We start from the raw sequence: 17,687 nt of genomic DNA on the forward strand, positions 1-17,687 counted from the left end.
AGCCTAGTTCGCGCGGGCCGAGCGCCGGCTGCGGCGGTCACACCGCGCTGTAGGCGACGATGCCGCGGCGCACCTGGTCGAGGGCCTTGCGGGCGGTGCGGGCGAGGTCGTCGTCGGCGACGATCGAGAGCTGATCGAGCAGGTCGATCGTCTGCTTCGCCCAGCGCACGAAGTCGCCCGCCGCCATGTCGGCCTCGCCGAGCACGCGGTCGAGCATCTGACCGCGGGCCCACAGGTGCATGGCCTCGGCCAGCCCCGTGGAGACCTCCTGGGTGCCGGGCAGCCGGTGGTCCTGCTCGAGGTCGTCCAGGCGGGCCCACAGCTCCTGCGTGCGCCCCAGCGCCTCGCGGAACGGGCCGCGCGGCAGGCGGTGGTCGCCGCCGTCGTCGCGACGCGGCTCGTACACGAGGCAGCACGCCAGGGCGGCGAGGGAGGGCGCGTCGAGGCCCTTCCAGATGCCGGCCCGCAGCGACTCGGCCACGAGCAGGTCGCGGTCGCCGTAGATCCGCTTCATGCGCGCGCCGGCCTCGGTGAGCGTGGCCTCGTTGCCGTCGAGCACCACGTACTCGAGCTCGACGAGCACGTCGATGATTCGATCGAACTGGCGGGCGACGGTGCCGGTGCGCGAGGCGATCTGGCGCCGGATCTTGTCGGTCTCGCGCTTGAGCTTCTGATAGCGCTCGCCCCACCGGGCGTGCTGCTCGCGGTCGGGGCACGAGTGGCAGCCGTGCCGCGACATGCGCTTGCGGAGCGACGCGATCTCGCGGTTGCGCTGCTCGCGCTTGCCGCGCGAGGCCCCCACGTCGCGCCGCTGCGCCTTCTCGAGGTCGCTGAGCTCGCGCCGCATGGCCGAGTACTCGACGAAGTCGCCTCGGTCGCAGGCCATGGCCGACGCGTAGCCCTCGAGCGATCCCTCGGCGTCCTTGACCTGCTGCGCGAGCCCGACCACCGAGCGGTCGGCCTGGAACTGGGCGAACGACGACTCCAGGATCCGCCGCGCCCGCTGGCGACCGAACTGATCGATGAGGTTCACGGCCATGTTGTAGGTGGGCCGGAACGAGGAGTTCAGCGGATAGGTGCGGCGCGAGGCGAGCGAGGCCACGGACTGCGGGTCCAGGCCCTCGGTCCACTGGACGACGGCGTGACCCTCGACGTCGATCCCCCGTCGCCCGGCGCGGCCGGTCAGCTGCGTATACTCGCCCGGCGTGATCGCCACGCGCGACTCGCCGTTGAACTTCTCGAGCTTCTCGAGCACCACGGTGCGGGCGGGCATGTTGATGCCGAGCGCGAGGGTCTCGGTCGCGAAGACGGCCTTGAGCAGCTTGCGCTGGAAGAGCTCCTCGACGACCTCCTTGAACGCCGGAAGCAGGCCGGCGTGATGGGCGGCGACGCCGCGCTCGAGGCTCTCGCGCCATTCCCACCAGCCGAGCACGCCGAGGTCCTCGTCGGCGAGCGTCCCCGTGCGCTCGTCGACGACGCGGCGGATCTCCTCGCGCTCCTCGGCCGTCGTCAGGCGCAGGCCGGATCGGCGCACCTGCTGCACGGCGCCGTCGCAGCCGGCGCGGCTGAAGATGAAGAAGATCGCCGGCAGCAGGTTGGCGCGCTCCAGCAGCTGCACCACCTCGGGACGATCGATGCGCGGGATCCGCCGGTCGGGCTTGACGTATCCGCGGCGGAACTCGCGATGGCCCCGGCCGCGCCGGCGCCCCTCGGAGCCGCGGCCGGACCAGTCCCCGCTGCCGGCGCCGCCGATCCGCAGCAGCTCGCGATTGACGCGGTCCGAGCCGGAGTGCCCGTCGAACAGCGGCAGCAGGTCGCCGCGCACGAGCACGTGCTGCTCGAGCGGGACGGGACGGATCTCCGAGACGATCACCTCGGTGTCGCCGCGGACCGTGCCCAGCCAGTCGCCGAACTCCTCGGCGTTCGAGACGGTCGCCGACAGCGACACGAGCCGCACGCTCTCCGGCAGGTGGATGATCACCTCTTCCCACACGGCGCCGCGGAAGCGATCGGCGAGGTAGTGCACCTCGTCCATCACCACGTAGCGCAGGCCGGTGAGCGCCGAGGAGCCGGCGTAGATCATGTTGCGCAGCACCTCGGTCGTCATCACGACGACGCGGGCGTTGCCGTTGATGTTCACGTCGCCGGTGAGGAGGCCGACGTTGGCCTCGCCGTAGACGTCCTGCAGCTCGCGGAACTTCTGGTTCGACAGCGCCTTGATCGGGGTCGTGTAGAACGCCTTGTCGCCCGGGGTCTGCATCGCCAGGTGCACGGCGAACTCGCCGACGATCGTCTTGCCGGCGCCCGTGGGCGCGGCCACGAGCACGCTGCGGCCCTCCTCGAGCGCCTCGCAGCCCGCGACCTGGAAGGGATCGAGCTCGAACCGCTGCGCCTTCGCGAACTGCTCGGTCAGGGGGTGCCGCATGGGCCTACACCTCGATGTACAGGTCGGGGTTCTGCTTCCGCTTGCGGCGGTCGAACAGCAGCGAGACGAGCGCGGCCGCCAGATACAGCACGAACAGGATGAGGCCGAGCACGATCATCGAGATGATGTCGGCCGGCGACGACGCGAGCATCCCGAAGACGAGGCCGATGATGAGCGCGAACCGCCACCCCTTGAGGATCGTCTTGCCGCTCACCACGCCCGCGAGGTTCAGGGCCACGAGGAACACGGGCAGCACGAAGGCGATGCCGACGATCGTGATGAGCTTGAAGACGAAGTCGTAGTACGCCGCCGACTCGTAGAACTGCGAGGCGAACTGCTCCTCCGGCACGAACTCGCTCATCACGAGGATGAGCCGCGGCAGCAGGTAGATGGCGACGGCGCAGCCGCCGAAGAAGAGCGGGATCGCGGCGGCCATGAAGCCGACCGTGTACTGGATCTCCTTCTTCTTCAGGCCCGGCATGATGAACGCCCAGATCTGCCACAGCCAGACGGGCGCCGAGATGATCAGGCCGATCGCGAACGAGATGCGGATGCGCATGTCGAACGGCCCCGTGATCGTGGTGTAGACGAGCCGCGTGAAGTCGTCGCCGAGCTGCTCGGACACCTCACGGATCGGGTACAGCAGCCACTCGATCACCCAGTCGGTGAGGAAGTAGGCGACGACCATGCCGACCACGAGCGCGAGGGCGGCGATCATGAGCCGCTTGCGCAGCTCGAGCAGGTGACCCGCGAGGGTCATCCGCCGCTCGTGGGGCGGTTCCTCCGCGTCGATGGTCACGTCGGGCGTGGCCACCGGGGATTACGGCTTGGGGTCGGTCGCGTCCGACGAGGGCGCGGCCGGCGGCGTCGCGGGGCCCGGCTGCTCGGCGGCGGTCGAGGAAGCGGTCGTCGAAGGGGCGGCACCGTCCTTGGTGCTCTCCTCCTTCATCTGCTTGATCTCGCCGCGGAAGACACGCGCCGACTGACCGAGGCTCTTCGCGAGGGCGGGCAGGCGCGCGGCGCCGAAGATGAGCAGGACGATCGCGAGGATCAGCAGGATCTGCCAGATGCCCGGCATGTGCATGGTGTCTCCGTACGTCGGGGGAAGCGTGCGCGGTCAGTCTAACCCGCCGGTATCCCGAACGACCCGAGGTCCGCCGCCGGGTTCAGCCCTCGCCGTAGAGGGCGAGCGCCGCCTCGGTCCACTCGACCGTCGCCCGCCGGGCCGCGGCCGGCTCGAGGATCTCCACGGCGCCGCCGCGGCGCGCGGCCAGCCGCTTCAGGCTGCGGGCGTCGGCCACCCTCAGCCGCGCGGTGGAGACGCCACCGGCCTCCTCGACCTCGGCCCGATCGAGGTACTCCCCCACGAGCGGCGCGATCTCGCTGCGGAAGCGGATCACGGCCACCTCGTCGTCGGCGCTCGGCTCGAACAGCTCCGGCACGGCCTCGTTCCCGTGCTCGGCCGGCGTGTCGGTGAGGCGCGGATCGCTGATGCGCTCCAGGTTGAACGTGCGCATCGCCCGGCGCAGGTGGCACCAGCCCTGCAGGAACCACTGACCGTTGGAGATGACGACCTTGGCCGGGTCCACGGTGCGGGTCGTGGCCGGGGCGTCGGGCGCGCGATAGGTGAAAGACACCGCCACGCGCTCCCGCAGCGCGCGCGAGACGAGCTCGCGCACCTCGTCGACCCGCGGCGGGACCACGACGACGTCGGCCGGCGCGGCCGACGCCCCCGCGGCGAGCTTGGCGATGAGGCCCTGGACCACCTCGGACTCGGCGACGCCGGGCATCGTGCTCGCCAGGCGCAGGCCCGCCAGGAGCGCGGCGGCCTCGCGCGAGGTGAGGCGCGGCGCCCGGTCGAGCGCGGGGGCGTACGTGATCGAGATGCGGTCGCGCTCCTCGAGCAGGTCCCAGTCGATGTCGAACATCTCGTGCGGCATCTGCCAGAACTCGTCCGAGCCGGGCAGGCCGATCACCGTGAGCTTCTCGACCATCCCGCGCAGCTGGGCGGGCGTGACCCCGAACTCCTCGGCGGCCTCGGCGACGGAGACCTCGCCGCGCTCGAGCAGGTAGGGCACGAGGGTCAGCAGCAGCTGGACGCGATCGCTCGCGACGAGCGCGGCTCGGCGCTTCACGCGCTCACCCCCCGATGCAGATCGCGGGTGGCGCGGAGGCGCTCGATGACGGCCTCACGCAGATCGGCCGGCTCGACCACTCGCACCTCCGGCCCGTACGAGGCGAGCTCGTCGGCCAGCACGTGCCGATCGACGTAGGGCACGCGGATCCCCTGGGCCTGCGGCTCCCCGCGGCGCCCGAGCCGCAGCGATGCCTCCGTGCCCGGCTCGACCTCCAGCAGCGCCGACTGCCGCGCCGCGACCTCCTCGAGGCCCCGCTGTGCGCGCTCGCCCGCCCCCTCGCGCAGCGACGGGTCGAACCGCTCGCGGCGCGTGACGACGTCGCCCACGATGCGGCTGAGCAGGAAGGTGCGCGGCCCTCCCGCGTCCACGTCGTGCACGTAGACGTGCCAGCGCGCCTCGTAGTCGACGAGGGCCAGCGGGAACACGCGGCGGCGGCGCGGATGCTCGTCGCCCGGCTTGAGGTAGTCGAACTCCACGGCGGCGCACTCGTCGATCGCCTCCTGCAGCGGTGCGAACGCCGCCTCGCGGGCGGTCATCCGCGGCGCGAAGCCGAGGATCGGCTCGTCCACGTCGATGCCGAGCGCGCGGATCTTGCGCAGGCCCCGCTGGGCGTCCTGCGACAGCGATCCCTCGCTCCACACGCTGCCGGCCAGGCTCAGCACCGCGAGCTCCGCGGGAGTGAACTCGAGGTTCTCGGGCAGGTCGTACTCCGCCTTCGGGATCCGGTAGCGCGCATCGCGCAGGTCGTTCGGGTCGGCGGCGTCGCCGATCGTCTCCACCGGCACGCCCACGCGGCGCAGCTCCTCCTTGTCGCGCTCGAACATCTTCTCGAGCGCGTCGGTCGAGGCCTCCGCCTGCCGCTGCCGATACCCCGACACGTTGTCGAGGATCTGCTGCTTGGTGAGGCCGATCTCCGTCGCCATGAGCGCGACGACGAGATTCAGCTGCCGCTCTTCGGCGGGGATTCTCTCGGCCACTCGCCCATCCTAGGGAGAGCGAGGGGCCGCCGCGGTCACGACGCGGGCGTCTCCTCCACGCCGACGATGTCGATCACGAAGACGAGCGTGGCATCGGCCGGGATCGTCGCGCCGCTGCCCTGCTCGCCGTAGCCGAGCTCGGGCGGGATGACGGCCATGACCTGCGAGCCGACCTTCTGCCCCTGCAACGCCTGCTCGAATCCGGGGATCATGCCGCCCGGGGTGGCCAGCAGCAGGCTGCCGTTCTCCCACGACGAGTCGAAGACGGTCTTCTCGTCCCACAGCACCCCGGTGTACTGCACCACGGCGGTGTCGCCCTCGCCGATCGTGGGGCCGTCGCCCTCGAGCAGCGTCTGCACGACGAGGTCGGCCGGCGGCTGCGCGTCGGGCACCGTGATGCCGGGACGCCCCTGCGGATCGCGGACCACCGACGGCAGCCCGCCGCCGGTGTTGTACACGGGCGAGCCCCAGGCCGCCGTGGGGTACACGCGGCGCAGGTCGACGACGGCGATGACGCCGCCCTCCTGCGGGAATCCGTTCATGGCGTACTGCGCGCGGGTGGCGTCGGCCACGCCGTCGTCGGAGAGGGCGACGACGGTGCGCGTGCCCTCCTCGGCGCACAGCAGCGCGTCCTCCAGCCCGGGGAACAGGTCGAGCCAGCGGCTCGTGCTGGTGGGCGTGGGCGCCGCCTCGCCGTACGACGTGCCGATGATGGGGTCGCCGGTCTCGGCGGAGAAGAACGACATCTCCAGCACGCTCGGCTGGTCGACGTCCTCGATCGCGGCCCCGTCGCCCGTCTCGAGGTCGGCGTACACGGTGCGGTCGGTCTCGAACGGCTGCGCCAGCGAGAGCTGCGGCGCCTGGCCGAACTCGCCCGTCACCTCGATCGCCGTCGACACGGCGTCGTTCTCGGCGGCACGCGTGCAGCCGGCCGACGAGGTCGCGTCGGAGGCCGGGGCGCAGGCCACCAGGCTCAGACCGGCGAGGGCGGTCAGGGTGAGGACAGCGGGGATCTTACGCACGCTCTGCAGTCTAAGCGCGCGATTCCGAACGCCCGAATCGGGCGATCAGTCCTCGGCGCTCTCGGCGGCGCGGCTCGCGGCGGCGATCCGGGCGCCGTCGCGCGCCTTCTCCGCCTCGCGCACGCGCTTGCGCAGGTTCTTGTCGGTGATCTCGCGATCGCCCACGCCCCCGGGCGTCCAGATCTCGAGGTCCTCGTCTCCGTAGCTGCGCTTTGAGGCGCGCCGCTTGACCTCGGGCGGGATCGCCCCCGGCGCGAGCTTGCGGGCCGAGATGAGGAAGCCGGTGTGGGCGACCATGCGGTGATCGGGTCGCACGGCGAGGCCGTCGACGTGCCAGCCGCGCACCATCGTCTCGTTCGCGTCGGGCTCGGTGAACGCGCCCAGGCCGCGGATGAACTCGGCCACGCGCGAGAGCTGGGTGGCGGTGGCGACGTAGCAGATCACCACGCCGCCGGGCGTGAGCGCGTCGGAGACCGCCGGCAGCACCTCCCACGGCGCGAGCATGTCGAGAACGACGCGGTCGACCGACCCGGGCTCGACCGCCTTCGGGAGCTCGTCGGCGAGGTCGCCCTCGCGCACCTCCCAGTACGGCGGCAGCTCGCCGAAGAACGTCTCGACGTTGGCCAGGGCCACCTCGGCGAACTCCATGCGCCGCTCGAACGAGATCAGACGCCCCTCGGGCCCGACGGCGCGCAGCAGCGAGAGCGAGAGCGCGCCCGAGCCCACACCCGCCTCGACGACGACGGCGCCGGGGAAGATGTCGGCCTGCGCCACGATCGCGGCGGAGTCCTTCGGGTACACGATCGCCGCGCCGCGCGGCATCGACATGACGAAGTCGCGCAGCAGCGGGCGCAGCGCGAGGTACTCGTGCCCGGCGCTGTTCTCGACCACCGAGCCGTCGGGCTGGCCCACCAGCTGGGCGTGGCGGAGCACGCCGTGGTGGGTGTGCAGCTCACCGCCCTCCTTCAGGGTGATCGTGTGCATGCGGCCCTTGGGACCCGTCAGCTGCACGCGATCGCCGTACCGGAACGGTCCGCGGGGCTTGTCGATCATCGGGTCGTCTCCTGCTGGGGGGCGCGGTGCTCGCGGAACAGCGCGGCGAGCGCCTCCGCGTCGCTGCCGGCCAGGGTGCGCCACACGGCGGCCGCGCCGAGGCCCTCGAGCGGGAGGAGGTTCTCCACGCCGAGCGCGACCGCGCCCGAGGCGATCGCCGAGCGCAGCCCGTTGGGCGAGTCCTCGAGCGCCACGCACGCGCGGATGTCGACGCCGAGCGTCTGTGCGGCGTGGAGGTAGGGATCGGGGAAGGGCTTGGGCCGCTCGACGTCGTCGCCGCCGACGATGAGGTCGAACGCGGGGAAGTCGATGAGGTCCACCACGGTACGAGCCATGCGGTGCATCGACATCGTCACCAGCGCCGTCTTCACGCCCGCCTCGCGCAGCGAGAACAGCAGCTCGCGCGCACCCGGCCGGAACGGCACGCCGTCGGTGCGCAGGCGGTGCACCACCTGGGCGGTGAGGTGGTCGACGATCTCCTCGGGCGTCATGTCGACGCCCCGCGCCTGGATGATCGCCGCCGAGTCGAACAGCCCGAGGCCGATCAGCTGCATCGCGTCCTCGTGGGTCCACGTGCCGCCGTAGCTCGCGATGAGCTCGGTCTCCGCCGCGATCCAGTAGGGCTCCGAGTCGACGAGGGTGCCGTCCATGTCCCACAGCACGGCCTGAGGTGTCATCACCGACCAAGCCTATCCGGGGCGCACCTGCGCATCAGCCCGGCGCGACCGGCCCCGCCCGCCGCCGAGCGTCGTAGGGTGTGGGAGACGGAAGGGAGACCGGTGACGGGACGCGATCAGCACAGCCTGGGAGGCAGGATCCTCGTGGCGGCCTTCGACGGCTGGAACGACGCGGGCGAGGCCGCCTCGAACGCGATCGAGCTGCTGCGCCGCGAGGGCGAGTACGAGCCCGTCTTCTCGGTCGACCCGGAGCTCTACTTCGACTACCAGTACACGCGGCCGATGATGCAGGCCGACGGCGAGGGCGGCCGATCCCTGAAGTGGCCGGAGGCCACGCTGTACCGGCCGAAGAAGAAGGCGGCCGTGGAGCTGTGGCTGCTCACCGGTGTGGAGCCGGCCCGCGCCTGGCGGGCCTTCACGGCCGAGCTGCTCGACGTGGCACTGCGCGAGGACATCACCTCGCTCGTCACGCTGGGCTCGATGATGTCGGACGTGCCGCACACGCGGCCGATCGCGGTGACGATGACGAGCGAGAACGACGCCGTGCGCACCGCGCTGGAGCTGGAGCGCAGCACGTACGAGGGTCCGACCGGGATCATCGGCGTGCTCGCCGACGCGGCCGAGCAGGTCGGCATCCCGGCCGTCGCGCTGTGGGCGAGCGTGCCGCACTACGTCGCGAGCCACGCGCCGTCGCCGAAGGCGACGCTCGCGCTCCTCGAGCGACTGGCCGACCTCAGCGCGGCCGACGTGCCCCGGGGCACGCTCGAGACCGAGTCGATGGCGTGGGAGGCGTCGATCGACGCCGCCGCGGCCGAGGACGAGGACATGCGCGAGTACATCCGCCACCTCGAGGAGAACCGCGACACGGTCGAGTCGCCCGAGGCCTCCGGCGACGCGATCGCGAAGGCCTTCGAGCGCTACCTGCGCCGCGACGGCGACGACCCGCGCCGCCCCCACTGACGCGGGGTGACCCTGCGTCTTCGCGCCGAGACAGCATGTTCGCGCCGAGAACGTGGCGTGACGTCACCGCCTCGGCGCGCAGATGCTGTCTCGAGGGTTGACCGTCCGGGTCAGTAGGCGGAGAGCACGCCCAGGCCGAGCAGCACCATGAGCACGGCGCCGAGCGCGACCCGGTAGATCACGAACGGCAGGAAGCTGCCCGTCTTGAGGTAGCGCATCAGGTAGGCGATGACCACCCAGCCCACGACGCCCGCGACGATCGTGGCGAGGATCGTGCCGCCCCAGCCGTACGGGCCCGGGTCGCCCGTCTCGAGTCCCGCGCGCAGCTCCCACAGGCCCGAGGCGAACACCGCCGGCACCGCGAGCAGGAAGCCGAACTCGGCCGCCGCGGTGCGGTCGTAGCCCAGCGCGCGCGCCGCCGTGGTGGTGGCGCCGGAGCGCGAGACGCCGGGGACCAGCGCGAGCGACTGGGCGAGGCCGATCGTGAGCCCGTGCGGGTAGGTCACCTGATCCATCGACCGCTCGCGCCGCGCGAAGTGGTCCACGAGACCCAGGACGATGCCGAAGCCGATGAGCACCGCCGCCACGAGCCAGAGGTTGCGGAAGGTGTCGCGGATGTATTCCTGCAGCAGGAACCCGAGCACGCCGATCGGGATGGTGCCGACGATGACGACCCAGCCCATCCGCACGTCCGGATCGCTGGCCGGGACCTTGCCCGCCAGCGACTGCGCCCACTTCTTGATGATCGTGACGATCTTCGTCCAGAAGTACACGAGCACGGCGATCTCCGTGCCGATCTGCGTGATCGCGGTGAACGTGGCCCCCGGGTCGGCGGCCGAGGGCAGGAACTCGCCGACGATGCGGATGTGCGCGCTGGACGAGATGGGCAGGAACTCGGTCAGGCCCTGCACGAGCCCCAGGATGATCGCCTCGATGTACTGCATGTCGTCCTTCACACTCACCCGTCGCGCCGCTGCGGCACGCCAGGGAAGACCCTATGCCACGCGGGCGGCGCTCCCCCGGCGCGGACCCTCAGGTTGCGCGAATGCGGGGGTTGTCCCACGTCAGTACGAGCGGATGAGATCGGCCAGCACGCGCTGCCCGAACACAAGCGCGTCGATCGGCACCCGCTCGTCCACGCCGTGGAACATGCCCGTGAAGTCGAGGTCGGCCGGCAGCCGCAGCGGCGCGAAGCCGTAGCCGTCGATCCCCAGCGTCGAGAGCGCCTTGTTGTCGGTACCGGCGCCCAGCAGGTACGGCAGCACGGGCACGCCCGGGTCGTGGCGCCCGAGGGCCGCGACCATCGCGTCGACGAGCGCCCCCGAGAACGGGATCTCCATGCCGATGTCGCGCACGACCATCTCGATCTCGATGTCGTCGCCCACGATCCGCTGGATCTCCGCCAGCACCGCGTCCTCCGTGCCCGGCAGCACGCGCACGTCCACGGTCGCCTCGGCGCGATCCGGGATGACGTTGTGCTTGTAGCCGGCCGTCAGCCCCGTGGGGTTCGACACGGTGCGGAACGTCGACTTGATGAACGCCTCCGCCGGCCCCGCGTGCGCGGCCAGGACGTCGGGATCGGTGCTCGTCTCGCCGCTGAGCTCGGCGATCCCGTCGAGCAGCTGCTGCGTCGTCGCCGTCATCTCCACGGGCCACGCGACCCGGCCGAGCGTGGCGAGCGCCTCCGACAGCCGCGTCACCGCATTGTCGGGGTGGAAGCGGCTGCCGTGACCGGCGCGCCCGCGCGCGATCAGCTTGATCCACATCAGCGCCTTCTCGCCCACCTGCAGCAGGTAGGCGCTGCGGTCGCCGATCGGGATCGTGTACCCGCCGACCTCGCTGATCGCCTCCGTGGCGCCCGCGAACCACTCGGGACGATCCTTCACGACGAGCGCCGATCCCTCGACGCCGCCGTTCTCCTCGTCCGCGAAGAACGCGAGGATGAGGTCGCGCTCGGGCTGCTCCCCCGCCCGCAGCACGTCGGCGACGGCGGTGAGGATCATCGCGTCCATGTTCTTCATGTCCACGGCGCCGCGCCCCCACAGCATGCCGTCGCGGATCTCGCCCGCGAACGGGTCGACCGACCAGTCCTCGGCGATCGCGGGGACCACGTCGAGGTGCCCGTGCAGCACGAGCGCCGGCTTGTCGCGGTTGCGACCCTTCACGCGCGCCATGACGTTGGTGCGGCCCGGGATCGGCTCGTAGTACTCCGGCCGTAGGCCGAGCGATTCGAGGTACGCGCCCACGTACTCCGCCGCCTCCCGCTCCCCCCGCGCGTTCCCGCCGCCGAAGTTCGTGGTGTCGAACCGGATCAGATCCGCGGCGATGCGCGCGACTTCGGGAAGCTCTTCCGTCATGCGCTCCAACCTACCGGGCGGGTTGTGTCATGCCGGGCGGTGACCCCTCGGGCTCGTCGACCGGAGGCGCGAAGCGCCGGAGCGGAGACGGGTTGAGCGCAGCGGCGCAGCCGCGGAGTCGAAACCTGGCGGGGTCCGCCCATTGCCGCTGCGCTCGTCGCGCCGCGTCCCTACGATGGGCGCATGATCATCTGGAGGGGATGGGGCGTCCTGGCGTTCGTCTACGGCGCCATCGCGATGATGCTGTTCGCCGGACTGGCGAGCACCATGGTGGCGGAGTCGGCACTGCCGTTCACGATCGCCGCGGGCCTGGCGATCGCGGCCGTCGCGACCTGGTTCACGGGCCAAGCACTCAACGTGACACAGCCGCAGAAGAAGATCGACGAGTGGCACGCGGCCCGGCGGCAGCAGCTCGACGCCCTGGTGTCCTCCGGGCAGTTCCAGCTCGCCCCCGGCCAAGCGCCGCCGAGCTCGCTGGAGGAGGCACGGGCGCAGAGCGAGCAGCTGCTGCAGCACGAGCTGCAGCAGGCCCAGCGGGCGCGCAACGGGCACACCCTGTTCTGGATCCCGATGCAGTACTGGGCGTTCATCTTCGCCGGCATCGCGGTGGTGGTGCTGGTGCTGGGGATCGTGGGGGTTGTGCGCGGCTGAGGCGAACGGGTCCGCGCGAGGATGGGTCGTCGACTGGGAGGAGCGAGCGGAGACGGGTTGAGCGGAGCGGCGCAGCCGCGGAGTCGGAACCTTTCGGGGATCCGCTCGCGTCGCTGCGCTCGCTCGGCCGTGGTTGCGGGCGTTGTGGGTTTGCGGGGGTCGGGTCCGCGAGCGTCGCTTCGCTCGCTCGCTCGGCCCTGGTTGCGGGCGTTGTGGGTTTACGGGGGTCGCGTCCGCGAGCGTCGCTGCGCTCGCTCGCTCGGCCCTGGTTGCGGGCGTGGTGGATTTGCGGCATGGAGCCCAGGGGAACGGCCATGCTCCGCGGCCCCTCGGGCCGCTCCGCTTGTGGTCTGAGGCGGACTTGGTCCCTGTCGCTTCTCCAACCGTCGCATTCGCGACGGCTGGAGCCTCTGCTCCAGGGGCCCTTTGGGTGAAAGTCCGCAACCTCGCGTGCAAAACGAAGAAAGACCCGGCCGTTGGCCGGGTCTTTCTTCGTTTTGTGCGCGAGGGGGGACTTGAACCCCCACGCCCTAATACGGGCACTAGCACCTCAAGCTAGCGCGTCTACCTATTCCGCCACCCGCGCATCTGGGTGTGATCCGCATTGCGGACCGAGGAACAACATTACCACGGGTTGGAGGGGGCGACGAATGGGGACGACGCCCGGGCGCGCCGCCGGCTAGGCGACGCTGACGCCGAAGAGGAGGCCGAGGAGGTAGGTGACCGCGGCGGCGCCGAAGCCGATGCCGAGCTGGCGGAGGGCGCGCGGGATGGGCGCGGCGCCCGAGAGGAGGCCCACGGTACCGCCCGTGAAGAGCAGGGCGATGCCCACCAGGACGAGGGCGACCACCACGGCGGCCACGCCCGTCAGGCCGAAGATCCACGGCAGCACCGGGATCACCGCACCCGAGGCGAAGAAGAGGAAGCTCGACGCCGCGGCCTTGAAGGCGCCGCCCACGACCTCGTGCGCATCGACCGTGGCCGAGCGCGTCGGCATGTGGCCGGCGTGCGCCGCGGCGACGATCTCCCGCGCGTGATCGAGGGCCTCGCCCTCCGACATGCCGCGCGTGCGGTACACGAGCGCGAGCTCGTTGGCGTCGATGTCGAGATCCGGCAGGTACTGATCGCCGTAGTCGCTCGGCTCGGTCGCATCCAGCATCTCGCGCTGCGATCGCACCGAGACGAACTCCCCCGCCGCCATCGACAGCGCGCCCGCGAGCAGGCCCGCAAGGCCGCTGAACAGCACGAACTGCGGCGCCACGCCCGTGGCTCCGATGCCCATCACGAGCGCGAGATTGCTGACGAGGCCGTCGTTCGCACCGAACACGGCCGCGCGGAACGTGCCCGACAGGCGTCGGCGGCTGCGCGCGGCCAGACCCCGCACCACCTCGTGGTGGATCTTCTCGTCGGCGCGCATCGCCGGCGTCGCCCACGGGTCGGTGTCGTACGGCGAGCGCCCCTCGGACATCTGCGCCAGCGCGAGCGTGAAGACCGAGTCGAAGCGGCCCGCCATCCACCCCGTGAACCGGTCGGCCAGGCGCGCGCGCGGCAGCTTGGCCGGCAGGCCGCCGAGCAGCCCGATCCAGTGATCCTCGTGGCGCTTCTCGGCCTGTTCGAGCTGCAGCAGGATCTCGCGCTCCTCGCCCTCGCGCCGCCGGGCCAGGCGCCGGTACACGGCGGCCTCGGCCCGCTCGTCGGCGATGTACTGGGCGAACCGCCGGCGCTCCGCGGCGGTCGGGGTGGCGGGCATCGGGCTCTCGGCAGGGGTATCGCTCACTGGTTCCACGCTAGCCAGCCGACCGCGCCGCTCCCGCACCGGGACAGGGATTGCCAGCATTTCGGAGCGCCGAAGCGGCGCGGCCGACGGGCCCGCCCACGCATGCCCGCCCGCTCAGCGCGTGAGGATCAGCGCGTCGCCCTGTCCCCCGCCGCCGCACAGCGCCACCGCGGCCGTGCCGGTGCCGCGGCGGGCGAGCTCGTGGGCCGCGTGCACGACGAGACGGTTGCCCGAGGCGCCGATCGGGTGACCGATCGCGATGCCGCCGCCGTGGATGTTGACGGCGTCGCTCGGCAGCCCCAGCTCCTTACGCGACTGCGCCACGACGGCGCCGAACGCCTCGTTGATCTCGACGACGTCGAGGTCGGCGGCCGAGAGACCCTGCCTCTGCAGCGCCCGCGCGATCGACTGCGACGGCTGGGTGTGCAGCGAGTTGTCGGGCCCGGCCGTCTGGCCCGACGCGCCCACCGCCGCCAGCACCGTCCAGCCGCGCTCCTCGGCGAGCGCGCGCGTGGTGAGGACCACGGCCGAGGCGCCGTCGGAGATCGGCGACGAGTTGCCGGCGGTGATCGCACCGCCCTCGGCGAAGGCGGGGCGCAGGCCGGCGAGCGACTCCACCGTCGAGTCCGGGCGCACGCCCTCATCGGCCGAGACGATGAGCGGATCGCCCTTGCGCTGAGGCACCGCCACCGGCACGATCTCGGCATCGAAGACGCCCGCGCGCTGGGCCGCCGCCGCCCGCTGGTGCGAGAGGGCCGCGACCTCGTCCTGCTCGGCGCGCGTCAAGCCGTACCGCGCGTTGTGACGCTCGGTCGAGGCGCCCATGCTCTCGCGGTCGTATGCGTCGGTGAGGCCGTCGTGGGCGAGGTGATCGAGCACCTCGACCGACCCGTACGACCAGCCCTCCCGCGACTTCATGAGGAGGTGCGGGGCGTTCGTCATCGACTCCATGCCGGCGGCGACCACGACCGTCGCGTCGCCGAGGCGGATCATCCGGGCCGCCTCGATCACCGCGGTCAGGCCCGACAGGCAGACCTTGTTGACGCCGTGCGCGGGAACATCCCAGCCGATCCCCGCGCCGATCGCGGCCTGCCGGGCCGGGTTCTGCCCCGTGCCGGCCGGGAGCACCTGGCCCACGATCACATGGTCCACCGCCGTGGGGTCGATCCCGCCGCGCTCCAGCGCCCCGGCGATCGCGATCGTGCCGAGGTGCGGGGCGGTGAACGCGGCGAGCTGCCCCCTGAGCCGTCCCTGCGGCGTCCGCGCCGCCGCGACGATGACGACATCCTGTGCCGCGGTCATGCGGCCACCTCCTCCGTGCGAACGATCAATGCGGGTTCGGTCTTCGCGATGACCTCGTCGACGCTCACCCCGGGAGCCGTCTCCACGAGCACAAGGCCCTCCTCGGTCACGTCGATCACGGCCAGGTCGGTGATGATGCGATCCACCACTCCCCGACCCGTCAGCGGCAGGGAGCACTCGTCCACGATCTTCGCCGAGCCGTCCTTGGCCACGTGCTCCATGAGCACGATCACGCGTCCGGCCCCGTGCACGAGATCCATCGCGCCGCCCGGTCCCTTCACCATCTTGCCCGGGATCATCCAGTTGGCCAGGTCGCCCGACGCCGACACCTGCATCGCGCCGAGCACGGCCGCATCGATCTTGCCGCCGCGGATCATGCCGAAGCTCTGCGCCGAATCGAAGAAGCTGGCGCCCGGCAGCACGGTCACCGTCTCCTTGCCGGCATTGATCAGGTCGGGGTCGACGTCGTCCTCGAACGGGTAGGGGCCGACCCCGAGGATGCCGTTCTCGCTCTGCAGCACGAGCGTGGTGCCCTCGGGCACGTAGTTCGGGATCAGGGTGGGCAGGCCGATGCCGAGGTTCACGTACGCGCCGTCCGGGAGCTCGCGGGCCGCGCGGGCGGCCATCTCGTGACGGGTCAGTGCCATGGCTCAGGCTCCTTCCGGGGCGTTCGCGCCCGCATCGGTCGTGCGCTCGCGCACGGTGCGCTTCTCGATCCGCTTCTCGATGTCGCCGCCGACCTCGACGATCCGGTGCACGTAGATCCCGGGCAGGTGCACCTCGTCGGGGTCGAGCTCGCCGGGCTCGACGAGCTCCTCCACCTGCGCGATGCAGACGGTGCCGGCCATGGCGGCGATCGGGTTGAAGTTGCGCGCGGCCCGGTGGAACACGAGGTTGCCGTGCCGGTCCCCCCGCATCGCGTGCACGATCGCGAAGTCGGTGACGATGCTCTCCTCGAGCACGTACTCGGCGGGCACCCCGCCGGGGGCGAAGGTGCGCACGTCCTTCGGCTCGCTCGCGATCGCGACGCTCCCGTCGGCCGCGTAGCGGCGCGGCAGGCCCCCCTCGGCCACCTGGGTGCCGACGCCGGTCTGCGTGTAGAACGCGGCGATGCCGGCGCCGCCCGCTCGCAGCTTCTCGGCGAGCGTGCCCTGCGGCGTGAGCTCCAGCTCGATCTCGCCCGCGAGGAACTGCCGCTCGAACTCGCGGTTCTCGCCCACGTACGAGGCCGTCACCTTGCGGATGCGGCCCGCCGCGAGCAGCCGGCCGAGCCCCCAGGCGTCGACGCCGCAGTTGTTGGACACGACGGAGAGGTCGGTCGTGCCCTGCGCGAGGATGGCCTCGATCAGCGCGGTCGGGTTCCCCGAGAGGCCGAAGCCGCCCGCGGCGATGCTCGCCCCGTCCGGGATGTCGGCGACCGCGGCCGCCGCCGACGCGTACTGCTTGTCGATCATGCGTGACTCCTTCGTGACGCGACCCCCGTCGCCGTCGACGACCCCAGCGTGCCGCTGCCCCGACGGCACCGCCAGAATCGATTGCGATGCGGCCGGGCGATCGCGTAGCGTCCACATCGTGGACATCGTGGCGCAGGGCGTGCAGTCGATCTCGCGCGCGGCCCTGCTGCTGCGGATCGTCTCCCGCGCGGGCGAGGGCGGCGCGAAGACGGCCGACATCGTCCGCGAATCGGGCCTCACCCGTCCCACCGCACACCGCATCCTGTCCGCATTGCGGGCGGAGGGGCTGCTCGATCTCGACGCGCTGACCCAGCGGTGGGTGCCGGGCCCGGAGATGTTCCTCATGGGTACGGTGGCGGCCGCCCGCTACGACGTCTCGGCGCAGGCGCACGATATCGTCCGCTCGCTCGCCGCGCAGACCGAGGAGAGCGCGTTCCTCTCGGTGCGCCGCGGCGACGAGACCGTGTGCCTGATCCGCGAGGACGGCGCCTTCCCCATCCGCTCCCACGTGCTCTACGAGGGCGTGCGGTTCCCGCTCGGCGTCGCCTCGGCGGGACTGGCGATCCTGTCGCTGATGACCGACGCGCAGGTCGACGACTACCTCGCCCGGTCCGGCCCCCTGCTCGCGCCGTGGGGCGACGCCCACCGCCCCGAGGCCCTGCGCGAGCGCATCGCACGCACGCGCGAGGAGGGCTACGCCGTGAACCCGGGGCTGCTCGTGACCGGCAGCTGGGGCATGGGCGCGGCGGTGTTCGATCGCGCGGGCCAGCCGCAGTGGGCGCTGAGCCTGACGGGCATCGAGTCGCGCTTCTCCCCCGAGCGCCGCCCCGTGCTGGGCCGCATCCTCCTGGAGCACGCCCACGCCCTCAGCAAGCGCCTCCAGGCGCGCTGAGC

Annotated in this window: 17 protein-coding genes and 1 tRNA gene; 3 read left to right on the forward strand and 15 right to left on the reverse strand. The window is 71.9% G+C overall.

What is annotated here, in order from left to right; genetic code table 11:
- Positions 1-37: 37 nt before the first annotated feature.
- The 8 genes from E3O41_RS08530 to E3O41_RS08565 all read right to left on the reverse strand — a co-directional run bounded on the left by E3O41_RS08530 (position 38) and on the right by E3O41_RS08565 (position 8,292).
- Positions 38-2,425 (reverse strand): DEAD/DEAH box helicase, encoded by a 2,388-nt coding sequence (locus tag E3O41_RS08530; protein WP_135012256.1) that lies wholly within the window; start codon positions 2,423-2,425, stop codon positions 38-40.
- 4 nt (positions 2,426-2,429) lie between these two features.
- On the reverse strand, positions 2,430-3,185 hold the full coding sequence (tatC, locus tag E3O41_RS08535; protein ID WP_067027376.1) for a twin-arginine translocase subunit TatC: 756 nt from the start codon (positions 3,183-3,185) through the stop codon (positions 2,430-2,432).
- Between the two features lie 60 nt (positions 3,186-3,245).
- On the reverse strand, positions 3,246-3,509 hold the full coding sequence (locus tag E3O41_RS08540) for a twin-arginine translocase TatA/TatE family subunit (RefSeq protein ID WP_083990998.1): 264 nt from the start codon (positions 3,507-3,509) through the stop codon (positions 3,246-3,248).
- An 82-nt stretch (positions 3,510-3,591) separates the two neighbouring features.
- The gene (locus E3O41_RS08545; RefSeq protein ID WP_067027159.1) at positions 3,592-4,560 is read right to left on the reverse strand and encodes a helix-turn-helix transcriptional regulator; all 969 of its coding nucleotides are present in this window, start codon (positions 4,558-4,560) and stop codon (positions 3,592-3,594) included.
- On the reverse strand, positions 4,557-5,540 hold the full coding sequence (locus E3O41_RS08550; protein WP_067027161.1) for a helix-turn-helix transcriptional regulator: 984 nt from the start codon (positions 5,538-5,540) through the stop codon (positions 4,557-4,559). The genes E3O41_RS08545 and E3O41_RS08550 overlap by 4 nt, the downstream gene beginning before the upstream one ends.
- A 35-nt stretch (positions 5,541-5,575) precedes the next feature.
- A complete protein-coding gene (locus E3O41_RS08555) occupies positions 5,576-6,562 on the reverse strand; it encodes an FKBP-type peptidyl-prolyl cis-trans isomerase (RefSeq protein WP_135012258.1) in 987 nt (328 codons plus the stop codon).
- 45 nt (positions 6,563-6,607) lie between these two features.
- Complete coding sequence (locus E3O41_RS08560; protein WP_067027165.1) at positions 6,608-7,615, reverse strand: tRNA (adenine-N1)-methyltransferase; 1,008 nt, start codon at positions 7,613-7,615, stop codon at positions 6,608-6,610.
- Positions 7,612-8,292, reverse strand: a complete 681-nt coding sequence (locus E3O41_RS08565; RefSeq protein WP_083991009.1) for an HAD family hydrolase — start codon at positions 8,290-8,292, stop codon at positions 7,612-7,614. The genes E3O41_RS08560 and E3O41_RS08565 overlap by 4 nt, the downstream gene beginning before the upstream one ends.
- A gap of 102 nt (positions 8,293-8,394) precedes the next feature.
- Between E3O41_RS08565 and E3O41_RS08570 the strand changes: the two genes are divergently transcribed.
- Positions 8,395-9,252: a PAC2 family protein gene (locus E3O41_RS08570; RefSeq protein WP_067027167.1), complete on the forward strand. Its 858-nt coding sequence runs from the start codon at positions 8,395-8,397 to the stop codon at positions 9,250-9,252.
- A 110-nt stretch (positions 9,253-9,362) separates the two neighbouring features.
- Here the strand turns inward: E3O41_RS08570 and E3O41_RS08575 are convergent, their stop codons facing one another.
- On the reverse strand, positions 9,363-10,196 hold the full coding sequence (locus E3O41_RS08575; RefSeq protein WP_067027382.1) for an undecaprenyl-diphosphate phosphatase: 834 nt from the start codon (positions 10,194-10,196) through the stop codon (positions 9,363-9,365).
- Positions 10,197-10,316: 120 nt separating this feature from the next.
- Positions 10,317-11,609 carry a M20/M25/M40 family metallo-hydrolase gene (locus E3O41_RS08580; protein WP_067027169.1) on the reverse strand — a complete coding sequence of 431 codons (1,293 nt, stop codon included), beginning with the start codon at positions 11,607-11,609 and terminating at the stop codon, positions 10,317-10,319.
- 183 nt (positions 11,610-11,792) lie between these two features.
- On the opposite strand from E3O41_RS08580, the gene E3O41_RS08585 reads away from it, so the two are divergent.
- Positions 11,793-12,260 carry a hypothetical protein gene (locus tag E3O41_RS08585; RefSeq protein WP_067027171.1) on the forward strand — a complete coding sequence of 156 codons (468 nt, stop codon included), beginning with the start codon at positions 11,793-11,795 and terminating at the stop codon, positions 12,258-12,260.
- Positions 12,261-12,760: 500 nt separating this feature from the next.
- Here E3O41_RS08585 and E3O41_RS08590 read toward each other — a convergent pair.
- The 5 genes from E3O41_RS08590 to E3O41_RS08610 all read right to left on the reverse strand — a co-directional run bounded on the left by E3O41_RS08590 (position 12,761) and on the right by E3O41_RS08610 (position 16,793).
- Positions 12,761-12,846: transfer RNA gene (locus E3O41_RS08590), tRNA-Leu, on the reverse strand.
- 93 nt (positions 12,847-12,939) lie between these two features.
- Positions 12,940-14,010: a VIT1/CCC1 transporter family protein gene (locus E3O41_RS08595; protein WP_067027173.1), complete on the reverse strand. Its 1,071-nt coding sequence runs from the start codon at positions 14,008-14,010 to the stop codon at positions 12,940-12,942.
- Between the two features lie 141 nt (positions 14,011-14,151).
- A complete protein-coding gene (locus E3O41_RS08600) occupies positions 14,152-15,339 on the reverse strand; it encodes an acetyl-CoA C-acetyltransferase (protein WP_067027176.1) in 1,188 nt (395 codons plus the stop codon).
- Entirely contained in the window at positions 15,336-15,986 is a 651-nt protein-coding gene (locus E3O41_RS08605) for a CoA transferase subunit B (protein WP_173849912.1), read from the reverse strand. The genes E3O41_RS08600 and E3O41_RS08605 overlap by 4 nt, the downstream gene beginning before the upstream one ends.
- A gap of 3 nt (positions 15,987-15,989) precedes the next feature.
- Positions 15,990-16,793, reverse strand: a complete 804-nt coding sequence (locus tag E3O41_RS08610; protein WP_135012260.1) for a CoA transferase subunit A — start codon at positions 16,791-16,793, stop codon at positions 15,990-15,992.
- Between the two features lie 118 nt (positions 16,794-16,911).
- On the opposite strand from E3O41_RS08610, the gene E3O41_RS08615 reads away from it, so the two are divergent.
- Positions 16,912-17,685 (forward strand): IclR family transcriptional regulator, encoded by a 774-nt coding sequence (locus E3O41_RS08615; RefSeq protein ID WP_240482451.1) that lies wholly within the window; start codon positions 16,912-16,914, stop codon positions 17,683-17,685.
- Positions 17,686-17,687 lie beyond the last annotated feature (2 nt).

Origin of the sequence: Microbacterium sediminis (genome assembly GCF_004564075.1) — a bacterium.
In the GTDB taxonomy this organism is placed as follows: Bacteria; Actinomycetota; Actinomycetes; order Actinomycetales; family Microbacteriaceae; genus Microbacterium; species Microbacterium sediminis.

Coding starts and splice junctions, on each gene's coding strand:
- E3O41_RS08530 (WP_135012256.1), bottom strand. CDS start 2,425: ATGCGGCACCCCCTGACCGAGCAGTTCGCGAAGGCGCAGCGGTTCGAG.
- tatC (WP_067027376.1), bottom strand. CDS start 3,185: ATGACCCTCGCGGGTCACCTGCTCGAGCTGCGCAAGCGGCTCATGATC.
- E3O41_RS08540 (WP_083990998.1), bottom strand. CDS start 3,509: ATGCACATGCCGGGCATCTGGCAGATCCTGCTGATCCTCGCGATCGTC.
- E3O41_RS08560 (WP_067027165.1), bottom strand. CDS start 7,615: ATGATCGACAAGCCCCGCGGACCGTTCCGGTACGGCGATCGCGTGCAG.
- E3O41_RS08565 (WP_083991009.1), bottom strand. CDS start 8,292: ATGACACCTCAGGCCGTGCTGTGGGACATGGACGGCACCCTCGTCGAC.
- E3O41_RS08575 (WP_067027382.1), bottom strand. CDS start 10,196: ATGCAGTACATCGAGGCGATCATCCTGGGGCTCGTGCAGGGCCTGACC.
- E3O41_RS08580 (WP_067027169.1), bottom strand. CDS start 11,609: ATGACGGAAGAGCTTCCCGAAGTCGCGCGCATCGCCGCGGATCTGATC.
- E3O41_RS08585 (WP_067027171.1), top strand. CDS start 11,793: ATGATCATCTGGAGGGGATGGGGCGTCCTGGCGTTCGTCTACGGCGCC.
- E3O41_RS08595 (WP_067027173.1), bottom strand. CDS start 14,010: ATGCCCGCCACCCCGACCGCCGCGGAGCGCCGGCGGTTCGCCCAGTAC.
- E3O41_RS08600 (WP_067027176.1), bottom strand. CDS start 15,339: ATGACCGCGGCACAGGATGTCGTCATCGTCGCGGCGGCGCGGACGCCG.
- E3O41_RS08605 (WP_173849912.1), bottom strand. CDS start 15,986: ATGGCACTGACCCGTCACGAGATGGCCGCCCGCGCGGCCCGCGAGCTC.
- E3O41_RS08610 (WP_135012260.1), bottom strand. CDS start 16,793: ATGATCGACAAGCAGTACGCGTCGGCGGCGGCCGCGGTCGCCGACATC.